The sequence below is a fragment of the Microbacterium terrisoli genome (assembly GCF_030866805.1).
Classification (GTDB): domain Bacteria; phylum Actinomycetota; class Actinomycetes; order Actinomycetales; family Microbacteriaceae; genus Microbacterium; species Microbacterium terrisoli.
In genome coordinates this window covers 804,096-816,524 of the sequence record NZ_CP133019.1, presented here as the reverse complement: position 1 = coordinate 816,524, position 12,429 = coordinate 804,096, and the positions used below count along the sequence as shown (strand labels likewise).

3 protein-coding genes and 1 pseudogene (1 of these 4 cut by a window edge) are annotated in these 12,429 nt (G+C 70.7%); all 4 read right to left on the bottom strand.

The window, feature by feature from the left end; all coding sequences use genetic code 11:
* Window positions 1-153 precede the first annotated feature (153 nt).
* Window positions 154-1,596, bottom strand: coding sequence for a pyridoxal phosphate-dependent decarboxylase family protein (locus tag QU603_RS03380; RefSeq protein ID WP_308493079.1), 1,443 nt, complete (start codon window positions 1,594-1,596; stop codon window positions 154-156).
* A 149-nt stretch (window positions 1,597-1,745) separates the two neighbouring features.
* Entirely contained in the window at window positions 1,746-3,242 is a 1,497-nt protein-coding gene (locus QU603_RS03375; RefSeq protein WP_308493078.1) for an MFS transporter, read from the bottom strand.
* Between the two features lie 9 nt (window positions 3,243-3,251).
* Window positions 3,252-3,480, bottom strand: a pseudogene (locus QU603_RS03370) (hypothetical protein); the annotation flags it as partial.
* A 297-nt stretch (window positions 3,481-3,777) separates the two neighbouring features.
* Window positions 3,778-12,429, bottom strand: the 3' portion of a protein-coding gene (locus QU603_RS03365; RefSeq protein ID WP_308493077.1) for a hypothetical protein. 23,409 nt of this gene lie beyond the right edge of the window; the window shows 8,652 of its 32,061 coding nt (coding positions 23,410-32,061); its start codon lies beyond the right edge, outside the window; the stop codon is at window positions 3,778-3,780.

Genomic DNA, 12,429 nt, shown 5'->3' with positions numbered 1-12,429 from the left:
CGGTTTTCACGCGGTGCGCGCGTCGCGGCATCCCGCCCCTGTGCGCGGCGCGGGTTCGGCCCGCGTTCAGTCGGCGCAAATGGCCCCCTCAACCGCGAAACACCCGCCATATGCGACGACTCGACCACGGCGGCGAGCGCCGGCCGGGCGGGCTCAGCGCGGCTCGGACAGCCGCGCGAGCAGCTCGGTGAGCAGAGCCTCGGCCACCGGGGCGGGCAGGCCCTCGATCACGGCCATGAGCATCGCCATCGGCTGCGCGCCGCCGACGTCTGCGGCGCCGGCCAGGCGCAGCAGCCTCCAGGCCGCGCGCGGGCTCGGCACCCGCGCGTGCGCGCCCGCGTAGCCGAGCGCGCGCATCGCGACCAGCAGCGCGCGCGCATCGGCCGGTGGCTGTCCGCGGACGGCGTCGGATGCCTCGACCAGCGCCGCCGAGAACTGCGGCAGCGTCCGTTCAAGCACCGGCGTGAGCGTCAGGTGCACGCTGCGCGGCAATCGGGTTCCATCGGTCTGCACGAACCCGGGCTGGTGCTGGATGCGCCAGCCGCGGGCGAGCATCGCGTCGGCGAGCCGGTGCGGGTCCACGCGCTGCGCGGCCGGCACCGACGGGTCGGCGATCAGGGCGATGGCGGGTCCCGTCGGCTCGCCCCACACGATCAGCCCGGGAATGCTGGCCACTCGGGCGCGGATCTGCGCCGCGACCCGTGCGACCGAGGCGACGAGGTCGGCGTACCTGTCCGCACCGAGGTGCTGGACGATGGCCCAGGCCGCCGCCAGCGGCGATGCGGACTTCGACCCGAGCAGCGTCGGGTTCACGACGGGATAGCCCGGCCACCGCGTCGTCGCGAAGAACTGGGCGCGGTGCCGGCGACGGCCCCGATGCAGCAGCACCGAGACGCCCTTGGGCGCATACCCGAACTTGTGCAGGTCGGCCGAGATGCTCGTGACCCCGGGAACCCGGAAGTCCCATGCGGCCACGCCCGGCCACCACGGCAGCACGAGTCCGCCGAAGCACGCGTCGACGTGGCACGAGATGCCGCGGCTGCGCGCCGCCGCCGCGATCTCGCGCACCGGGTCGAGCGCTCCGCTCGGGTAGGCGGGGGCCGAGACGACGACCAGGGCGACGTCGTCGCCGAGCTTCGCGATGAGATCGGATGCCGCGACCGAGCCGTCGGGCCGGCACGGCACCGGATCCCACTCGAGGTCGAAGAGCCGCGCGGCCTTCTGGAACGCGGCATGGGCGGTGGCGGGTGCGACCAGGCGGGGCCGGATGCCGCGTTGCGCGTCTGTGGCGACGTCGGCGACAGCATCCCGACGCTGTCCCGCCGCGCTCGACGCGGGGTGGTCGCGCCGCCACAGGTCGCGCGCCGTCTTCACCGACAGCAGGCAGCTCTCGGTGCCGCCGCTGGTGACCGATCCGACGACGTCGCGTCCGCCGTGCAAGGCGCTGCGGACGAACCCGATGAGGTCGCGCTCCATGGCCGCGACCGACGGGAACACGGTCGGGTCGAGCCCGTTCAGCGGCCGTGCGAGTTGGGCGGCCGCGTCGGCGAGGTCGTCGAGGTCGTCCACTCCGGAGTCATACACGTACGCGAGCACGCGACCGCCGTGCGTGGGCGCGTCGCCCTGCCGCAGGGCACGAAGTCGGTCGAGTACCGCCGGACTCTGTCGGGAGTCCGCTGAGCGAGCGAAGCCCTCGGGTGTTCCGGCCCCTGAGTGAGCAGAGCGGGACGAACGACCGTCGCCGCTCACGAAGCCACCCCGGCAGCATGCACGATGTCGCGCTCGCGCAGCCGGTAGCGGGTGAGGGTGACCAGGCTCACCACCATGAGCGCAGCCGGCAGCAGGCTGAACGCCACCGCGATGCCGACCACGGCCGCCCCCGGCTGGACGACCGTCTCGCCCACGGTCGACTCCACGTATCCGGTCACGGCGAGCACGATCGACAGCACCGTCGCGCCCAGCGCCATGCCGGTGGTCTCGCCCGCCGTCCACACACCGCTGAACATGCCCGACCGGTTCTCGCCGCTCGCGGTGTCGCCGCCGGCCTCCTCGCTCACAGCAGCGCCAGCGCCGCCGTCCTCGCTCGCAGCGCCGCCGGCGCCGGCTACTTCGCCGGCCGCGACATCCCTCCCGCCTCCGGCGCGGTCGTACGCGATCACATCCGGCAGCATCGCCATCGGCAGCGTCTGCATGCCGGCGTACGCGGCGCCGGCCACCGCGACCGGCGCGGTGATCCACCAGCCCGGCGCCCAGATCATGGCGCCGAGCCCCAGGGCCGCGATCAGGAACACGAGGCTCGCCAGGCGGAACGCCCGTTCTTTGCCGACGCGGTCGGCGACCAGCTTCCAGACCGGTGCCATCAGCACGGCCGGCGCGATGAGGGCTGCGAACAGAGGCGTGACCGCGCCCTCGTCGTGCAGCACCCAGCGCGCGACGAACTGCGCCGCGGCGAGCATCAGGCCGGTCGCCAGCGCTTGCAGCATGTAGGTGATCAGCAACGCACGGAACGGCTGGCTCTCGCGCAGCACGGCAAGGCCCGCGCGGTAGTGCGTCGCGAGGGATGCCGTGGCCGCGGCATCCCGGATCGCATCGCGCGGCGCGACCGTCGCGGCGACGGCCATGCCCACCCCGAGCACGGCGGCGGCGGCCACGGCCATCACCAGGTAGCCGAGCAGCGGGTCGTCGGGGAACAGACCGCGCAGCTCGGGGCCACCGGCGCCGAACAGCAGGATCGCCAGGGTCAGCACGACCACGCGCCAGGTCAAGAGCCGCGTGCGCTGGCGGTAGTCGTCGGTGAGTTCGGCCGGCAGCGCGATGTACGGCACCTGGAACAGGCTGAAGCATGTCGCGGCGATCATGAACGCGACGAGCACCCACAGCGCCGCGGCCACGGGATCGACCCCGCCGGGCACCGCGAACGTCAGCACGAACGCGACCGGCAGGCCGATCGCGCCGAGATACATCAGTGCACGGCGCGAGCCTGTGCGCGCGTGCGCGCGGTCGCTGATCCCGCCGATGACCGGGTCGATGATGACGTCCCAGACCTTCGCAACGGTGACGATGGCACCTGCGGCCAGCGCCGTCACGCCGAGCGAATCGGTCAGGTAGTACACCAGCACGAGGCCGGGCAGGGTGGCGAAGCCGCCGGTCCCCAGCGATCCGATCGCATAGCGCCCTACCTGCCCACGAGTGAGCGCACGAGTTCCGGGTCGTGCGCCCGCGGAATTCAGCCCTGAACTCATCCGGCCAGCCTATCCGGCGCCGGGAGCGCTCCCGCGCCGCGTGGGTGACCCTGCGTGCTGGGGGCTGGCGACGCGCCGCTCGTCCCAGACCGGTTCGGACGCCTCGTACACGACGCCGTCGGCGCCGAACACCAGGAACCGGTCGAACGAGCGCGCGAACCAGCGATCGTGTGTGACGGCGACCACGGTGGCCCTCGAATCGCGCGATCGCATCCTCGAGCGCCTCGGCCGCTATCAGGCGCGGGATGCTGCGTCCATCGGCGATGAATCCGCTGCAGCCGAGGTGGCGAGTTGCAGCTTTTCGGTTGCTCTCCAGACCGTATTCAACTTCCGGTTCACACAGCAAGCGAACCCAGATTCTTGTTGATATGGCATTCAACTTCCCGTTCACACAGCGCGAAGCGGCGTGGGAGGCAACGCGGCAACGCGGCGACGCGGGGTATGTGAACGGGAAGTTGATTGCGGTATTCGAGATGGTCGATTGTCCGCTTCGCCGACGCATAAGCCGTGACCACCCCGCGACTCCCGTCACGCGTCACCGTGGTTCGGAGGTATCGCGGCTTCGCCGGCGGCGTGCGCTGACGGTGAGCGTCGACGTGCTCGGCGGCGTCACAGGGTCCGAGTCCGACGCCGGCGCCGGTGGAGTCGTCGGGGCGCCGTCCGGCGCAGTCACCGTCGCGTCCGCGGTGGCCGTCGCGTCCGTGGCGGTGGTCGCGTCGCCCGTGCTCGTGATCGTGATCGCGCCGGCGCCCGCGCTCGCACCGGTGCTCGTGCCCGCCGAGAGGGTATCGAGCGTCGGCGGCGGGGTCGTGACCGCGGCGCCGGCGGTGTTCATGGCGGCCGCGGCTGCCTGCGCCTGGGCGACCACGGCGCTGAGAGCGGTGGCGTCCAGTGCCGCACTCGTGACCGCCGTACTCGCGACCGGGTCGATGCTGAGCGTCGGCGCGACCGCCAATGCCCCAGGCACCGGCGGAGTCAGGTCGGCCTCGTAGTTGTTCCAGCCGTTGAGCAGGTTCTGCAGGTTGGTGACCTGGGTGGCGTCCCCGGCCGCGAGCGCGGCATCCACTGCGGCGATCAGCCACGTCGAGCTCTGCGGGTACGAGATGTACTGGCTCGTCGTCGCCAGCAGGCCGGCGACGGCCGCGCGCAGCAGGGCGATCGTTCCGCCGCCGCCGGAACCGAGCGCATCCAGCAGCGTCCAACCGGCCATGGCGTCGGGCACGTTCGTGAACACCGACGTCAGCAGCTGGTCGGGCCGGAAGATGAACGTGCCGTCGGACTGCGCGGGCCACAGCGACGTGTGGTTCTTCCAGTATCCGGGCGTCAGGCCCTCACCGTAGCCGTTGCCGTAGTATCCGGCGGCGTCGCTGCCCGAGGCGCCCTGGTGCGTGACCGGCTCCGACACGACGGCGGCCGCCGTGTTGCGGTACGCGCCGGCGTCGACGATCGTCGTCGCCTGGAACAGCCACGTCTCACCGACATCGATCATGCCGTCGTGGTCGAGGTCGCCGGCGTTGTACTGCGCGCCCTGCCACGTGGCCAGCACCGGCGCCGGCGCGAAGTCGTCGCTCATATCGTTCGGGGTGCCGTTATCGTCCCACAGGCTCACGAACGCCACCGGGAAGTTGCCCGAGTCGGTCACCAGGTAGGTCCACACCGCCGTGGTGCCCACCAGCAGCTCCTTCGCGGGCTGCGTTTCGGCGTCTTCGATCGTGGTCGGGTGCCACGGATCCAGCGCGTTTACCGCCTTGTCGACGGTGACGGATGCCACGACCCCGAACGAGTAGTTGATGTCGGCGCTCCACACCGTGACCGTCGGCGTGATGCCGACGAGGTCGCCGCTCGCGCGCACCACGTTGTCGTACGCACCTGCGGGCACGATGTGGTCTGCAGAGAACAGCCAGACCTCGTTCGCCTCGAGCAGCCCGTTGCCGTTGAGGTCGCCCGACACGTACGTCGGCGTGATGTCGTCGCCCGGGTCGTCGGGCGTGCCGTTGTCGTCGATGAGCGTGATGTCGGCGAGCGCGACGGCCGTGGTCGCGGTGACCTTGTAGGTGAAGGTCGCGTGGCGTCCGACTCCCAGCAGCACCGCGGCATCCTTCGTCTGCGCGGCGACCCCGTCGATGAACTTGTGCACCACAATGCCCGGCACGGTGCCGGTGTAGGTGGCGGCGTCGCTCGCGGTCACCGACCGGTCGACCTGGCCGACGACGCTGGCTGTCACGGTGGCGACGTTGCGGTAGGCGCCTGCAGTGACGGTGCCGGTCGCGAAGAAGCACCACGTCTCACCCGGGTCGAGCATGCCGTTGCCGTTGACGTCGCCGCCCTGGCCTGCGCACTGCTGCTCGACGGCGAACGAAGCGCTGCCGTCTGCAGTGCCGCCGTCATCGGTGAGACCTGTGACGTCCAGCACGGTCTGGCCCGTGTTGGTCACCAGGTACGTCCAGGTGACGGTCGTGCCGACCGCGAGCACCGGTCCCTGCGTGTTCGCGTCTTCGCGCACCGTGGGGTGCCACGGGTCGACGGCGTTCACGGCCTTGCGGATCGTGATCGAGCTGTTCGCGCCGAAGTGGTCGCTGATGTCGCTCGCGGTGGCCTGTGCACCGCTGCGCGGCTCGGTGACGGTCACGGTGCCGGTGTTGGAGTACTGCCCCGCGGTGACAGCGGCGGTGACAACGCCCGCCGACGTGTACAGCCACACCTCACCGGGATCGAGCAGATCGTTGCCGTTCACATCGCCCGACACATAGATCGGGTGGAAGTCGTCGGCGGTGCTCGCGGTGCCGCGATCGTCGCTGACCGACACGACCTGCACGGAGACCGTGCCCGGGTTGGTGACCAGGTACGTCCACACGAGTGGCGTGCCGATGGGCAGCACGAGCTGGTGGGCGGTGTCGTTGCCATCCTCGAGGACGGTGGGATGCAGCGGGTCGGCCGCGTCGGTGGCCTTGACGATGTGGACCTGCGGCGCGACGCCGAGGTACCAGGCGGGGTCGGTCGCTGCGTATGTCACCTTGCCGACCACGGCGACGACCGTGCCGATGTTGCCGTGCAGCCCCGCCGCTGCAAGACCCGGGATGACGCCGGCCGAGGTGAACTGCCACACTTCGGTGCCGTCCAGGACGCCGTTGTGGTTCAGGTCCCCGGCGTTGTACAGGCCGGTGACTCCCTTGACCTTGGCCGAGACCATGACACCGACCGGGATGAAGTCGTCGGCGGTCGTGAGCGTGCCGTTGTCGTCGACGATCCGCAGTGCGCTGCCGGGGATCGACACCTGGTTCGGGCTGCTCACGAGGTACGTGAACACGATCTTCGCGCCGACCGCCACAGAGTACGGGTTCGCCGGGTCGTTCGCGTCTTCGGCGGCGGTGGGCGCACCGGGCGTGGCGGCGTTGATCGCCTTCACGATCTTGATGCCGCCGGCGGGGCTGCCGGTGTAATAAGTCGGATCGGTCGCGGTGACCGCCCCCGCCGCCGACTGCGCGGTGACCGACGAGCCGTCGCGGTACAGCCCGACCACGGCGACCAGTGCCGGGGTGACGGCGCCGGTGCTCGTGAACAGCCAGGTCTCGCCCACGCCCATCACGCCGTCGCAGCCGGTGTCGCCGACGACGCAGTCCTGCGCATCGCGGACGGGCACGGCGGTGAAGTCGTCGGCCGTGGCCGCGGTGCCGTGGTCGTCGGTGACGACGACCTCGGTCAGCGCCAGCGCACCGTCGTTGGTGACGAGGTAGGTGAACACGACGGACGAGCCCGCCTGAAGATACCGACCCGGCGCGGTGTCGGCATCCTCGGCCATCGTCGGGTGCAGCGGGTCGGCCGCGTTCACGGCCGTCTGGATCGTGACGTGCGCCCCCAGGCCCGTGTACTGGGCGGTGTCGGTGGCGGTCACGGTCTGGCCTGTGCCGTTCGTGGCCGACACGGTCGCCGTGTTCACGATGGGACCGCCGAGCGCAGCCGTCGTCGTCCACTGGAAGATCCAGGTCTCGCCGGCGTCGAACACACCGTTGGAGTTGGCGTCGCCGATGTTGTGGACGCCGTCGGCGGCCAGCAGCGGCGTCATCGCGCCCAGCGTGATGTCATCGCCGGTGGCGCCGGGCTTGCCGTGGTCGTCGACGAGGCCCGTGATGACCATGGGCGCGGCGCTGGAGTTCGTGACGAGATACGTGAACACGACACGCGAGCCGACCGCGACGCGCGGCCCGGTGGTGTTCGCGTCTTCGGCAGGGGTGGGATGCCGTGGGTCGGCCGCGTTCACGGCCTTCACCATGCTCAGGCCAGAGTCGCCGAAGTACCACGCGGGGTTCGAGTCGGTGTAGGTCGCGCCGGAAGCGTCGGTCGCGGTGACGGTGCCGATGTTGCCGCGCCAGCCCTGGGCGGCCAGGGCCGGGGCGCCGAGGGCGCCGGCGGACGTGTACTGCCAGACCTCGCCCTGCTCGAGCAGTCCGTCGAAGTTCGTGTCGCCGGCGTTGTACTGGTGGCCTTGATACGTGACGAGCACGGGCAGCGGCGACCAGCCGTCGGCCGTGTCGTCCGGCATGCCGTTGTCGTCGAGCACCTGCGTGACGGTCAGCGGCGCGGCCGAGTTCGTGATGACCCGGTAGGTCCAGACCACCACGGTACCGACGGCCACGTGCGGGGCGACGGCCTGCGTATCGGCCTGTTCGGTCACGGTCGGGTGCAGGGCGGATGCCGCGTTGACGTCCGTGAAGATCTGCACAGTGGGAAGAGTGCCGGTGTAGTTCGTCGGGTCGGCGGCGGTCATCTCGGTGCGACCGACGGGGTCGAAGCCGACCAGGGTCACGACGTGCTCGTGGCCGCCGGCCAGCGCAGTCTGCGGCGCCCCGGTCACGCCCACGGCGGTGAACAGCCACACCTCACCGGGGTCGACCAGGCCATTGCCGTTGACGTCGCCCGACACGTAGACGGGGTGGAAGTCGTCGGCGGCATCGGCGGGTGTCGCGTCGTCGTCGATGATCGAGACGATGCGATACGCGACCGTCGAGCTGTTCGTGACCAGGTAGGTCAGGCGCAGCGGCGCACCGACCAGCAGTGTCGGTCCGGGCGGCACCTCGGCGTCTTCGGCGTCGGTCGGGTTCAGCGGATCGGCGGCGTTCACGGCGCCGGCCACCGCCACGACCAAGCCGGTCAGGGGGTTGCAGTCGCAGCCGAGGTCTACCAGTCCGCGGTAGTCGATCTGCACGCCGGGAACGTTGCCGGGCTGCGGGTCGCGCGGGCCACCGTGCTGGTCGTCGAAGTACGAGCCTCCCGGGATCGGCATCGCGGTCTCGTCCAGCGGTGTGTTCGGCGTGAAGGTGGAATCCTGACCGCCGGCGTTGGAGAGCGCCGTGATGAACGCCTGGATGTGCGGGTTCGGGCTGCGGTTGATGACGGGGGCGCCGAACGGGCTGAACGGCACGATGAAGCTGTTGAACTCGCCCGTCCAGTCGAACATGCGCGCCCGGCCGCTGTCGGCGATCAGCACATCCAGGCCGGCGCCGCCGTAGGCGAACGTCGGCGCCGACCAGAGCGCGTCCTCGGGCACCCGGTTGCGTTCGCCGTCGGTCTCGAGGTTCTGCGAGGACTGCAGCAGGTCGTCGCCGAATCCGCCGAACAGCCAGTTCGTGTCGGTGCCGCCGACGAGCCAGTCATTGCCGTTGTCGCCGTAGACGATGTCGCAGCCGTCGTCGCTCTTGATGACGTTGCCCGACGCATCCAGGACCGGGTGGCCCGCGGCATCCAGCACATACGGGGTGAAGTTCAGGAAGAAGTCCACCTTCGGACCCGAGGCGCAGGTGCCGTCCACGCCGATGTCCTTCGTGCCGTCGGTGCAGTCGTAGATCTTCGACCACGGGTCGTTCGCGTTGTAGTCGGCGAAGGTCGTGGTGCTCGGGTTGTACCCCAGCGGATCGGTCGGGTCGATGCCCCAGGTGCTCAGGATCGCCGATTGCGGGATGTCGCTGTAGGAGAACGGCAGGGCCGCCGCGCCCGAGATGGCGTCGTCGCCGGCTTCACCGTGGATCCAGTCGTTGCCCAGGCCGCCGTAGACGATGTCGGCGTAGCCGGTCGCGGTCGGGTCATTCGCGTCGTAACCGAGCAGCCGCGCCTCGTTGAACAGCACTCCCGGGGCGAAGGTCGTCGCCTGCGTGTACGGGCCGGGCAGTGCCAGCAGCACGTTCGTCGCGTTGGCGGTGGTGAGGCCCCACAGCGGCTCGATCAGGCCGTTGCGGCTGACCTTGAAGTAGCCGTCGTCGCCGAGGATGCGGTCATCTCCCGTGCCGCCGTAGATGCGGTCGTCACCCGTGCCGCCGATGACGGTGTCGTCCTGCCCGTCGCCGGCAAGCACGTCGGAGCCCGCCTCGCCGAGGATCACATCGTCGCCGGCCTCGCCGTGCACGAGGTCCGCACCGCCGATGTCGGTGGATGCCGCGGTGCCGACCGTGTAGTCGAGGTAGCCGTACGAGCGCGGGACGATCTTCTCGAGGGTGCTGTAGGTGTCGTAGTTGAACGTGAGGAACGCCGTTGCCGCCTTGGCGTGTCCGTTCGCATCGGTCGTCGGGCTGCCGAACGCGCCGACCAGGCGGTAGATGTCGCCGTTGTCGGCCATGATCACGTCGGCGTCGTGGGCGTGGCCCGCCGCCGACAGGTCGCCGGGATCGTTCAGGCCGATGCGGGTTCCGGCGCCGCCGTAGATCGTGTCGCCGGTGTCGGGGCGCTGGTCGCGGCTGATCAGCCCGAACATGTCGGAGCTGCCGCCGACCAGGTCATCCTGGCCCAGGTCGCCGTACAGCACGTCGGCGCCGCCGTTGCCCTCGAGGTAGTCGTTGCCGTCGCTGCCCGGCCCCGCGGCATCCTGCACCGACCGGCGCGGATCGGTGACCGTACCACGCGTCTGTACGTCGGTCGTGATGTCGCCCTGGTCGTCGATGACCGAGCCGTCGCCCTGGATCCAGTCGTCGCCGAGCTGGCCGAACAGCACGTCGTCTCCGGCGCCGCCGGCGATGTCGCTGTCAGAGAAGGTGCCGGGAACGGGTGTGAAGCTCTGGTCGTAGAGCTGGATGTCGCGCACGTGCGCACCACGCGGGTCGTTCTGGTAGCCGTAGTCGGTGCACGAGGCGAGGATCAGACCGTTCGGATCGATCCACTGGCAGGGCAGGTTCGTGCCGTCGAAGTTCGTGCCGGCGATGTTCGTCGACCCGTCGGCGGTGTTCAGGATCTCGGCGCCGGTGAGCACGCGGAACCGGGCGCCGGCGGTCGACCCGGTGCGCAGCAGCGTCGCGTTGTCGCCGGCGATGACGTCGTTGCCGGCACCGCCGTCGAGGTAGTCGCCGTACGTGCAGGACGCTGCGGTGGTGCAGGCGCTATGCGGGGCACCTGCGCCGCCGGTGCCGTCGAACACGTCCCCGAACGCGACCGGGCCGTTGCCGTAATCGACGCCGCCGTTGTATCCGCCCGCGCCGCCGGTGTGCGCCACGGGAACGCCGGCGGCGTCGGTGACCGGGTCGCCGGTGTTGCCGCCGACGATGTCGTCGTCGCCCGTTCCGCCGGTGATCCGGTCGGAGCCCGCGCCGCCGATGAGGATGTCGGAGCCGTCGTTGCCGTTGATCAGGTCGTTGCCCCAGTCAGCGCCGGACTGGGTGTCCAGTGAGGTCCAGCGGAACGTGTGGTCGTTCAGTGCCACGTCGAACGGCAGCCGACTCGCGTCGATGCGGCAGCCCGGGTTCGACGCGGTCGGGTCGCTCGGCGCGGTGCCGATCTGCGTGCACGACACGCTGCCGAAGTCGCCGAACGCGAGGTCGTTTCCGTCGTTGCCCCAGATGGTGTCGCTGCCGCCCCCGCCGATCAGGATGTCGTTGCCCAGGTCGCCTTCGATCGTGTCGCCCGTGCCGTTCTGCTGCTGCACGGTGTACAGCGTCATCAGCTCGGACGTGGTCAGCAGCCGCTGCGGCCGGGTGCCGCTGGTCTCGACGAACGTGTTCGTCGCCTCGTCCAGCGCCCAGGTGCGCACGTCCTGCACGTCTTGGACGACGACGCCATGGTCGCCGAAGATGACATCCTGGTCGTCGCTGTGCGCGTCGCCGGGGGTGGCGGCGGTGCTCGGAGCCGATCCCATGCCCTCGCCGATGAGCACGTCGTGGCCGGCGAGAAGGCCATCGGCGTCGGGCAGCGTGCTGGTGTTCGCGGTGGCGACCGTGAGCACGCGGGTGATGACGTCGACGTTCACGCCGGAGTCGCCGTAGATGAGGTCGCGGCCGCGCTCGCCGAGGATGAGGTCGTTGCCGGAGCCGCCGGCGAGGATGTCGCCGGCCTGGCTGCCCAGGATCGTGTCGTCTCCGCCGCCGCCGTAGATCGTCACGCCGATCGAGGGCAGCGCGGAGCCGGGGATCCCGGCGTCCAGCGCGCTCGCGTCGATCATGTCGTTGCCGGCGTAGGTGTACGACTGCGCAACGGGGAACACGTAGTCGGGAGCATTGCCGACCGGCTCGATCGTGGGCTTGGCGCCGAAATCGTGACCGGACTGCTGCGACGTGCTGCCGCTGTACCAGATGCCGTCCTGCGACGTGTCGCCGTAGATCACCAGCGGCGAGCTGGGGCCGGGTGAACCCGCGCCCACTCCGGGTCCGTCGAGCACGACGATGTGGTCGCCGCCGACCCGGACGTAGCCGGTCTGCGGCGATGCGGGGTCGTAGACCGCGACGGCGCCAGTCAGGATGCCGGGGGCGGGGGCGCCCACGGCGGTGCCGCGCAGCAGCAGAGTCTGGCCGGCGGCCCCTGTGAACCCGGTGATCGTGTAGGCGCCGTAGACCGCGCTGCCGGGCAGCGTGATCCGCTGCCCGACGGCGAATCCGGCGTCGTGCCATGACAGGCCGTCGGTGCGGGTCAAGGTCGCTGTGCCGGCGCCGGGTGTCCACGTGAACGTGCCGGTCACCTGCAGCAGCGCGTTGCCGCCGCCCTGGATGACGGTCAGCCCCCCGTGCAGTGCCGGGATGCCGGCGGGCAGGTCGTCGTCGGCGGCCTGGTCGGGTCCGGGGATCATCGTGCTGTGGACGGTCAGGGTGTCATTGCCCTGGCCGAGCGAGACGACCAGGACCTCGATGGTCGTCTTCGAGGCATCCGTCGTGTAGTCGCCGTTCGCGTCGACGGTGATCGTGCCGTACGTGATGCCACTGGCGAACGTGCCCTGCTC

What these genes read in the sequence shown, in the direction of transcription:
- QU603_RS03375 (WP_308493078.1), bottom strand. Translation starts at nt 3,242, where the DNA reads ATGAGTTCAGGGCTGAATTCCGCGGGCGCACGACCCGGAACTCGTGCG.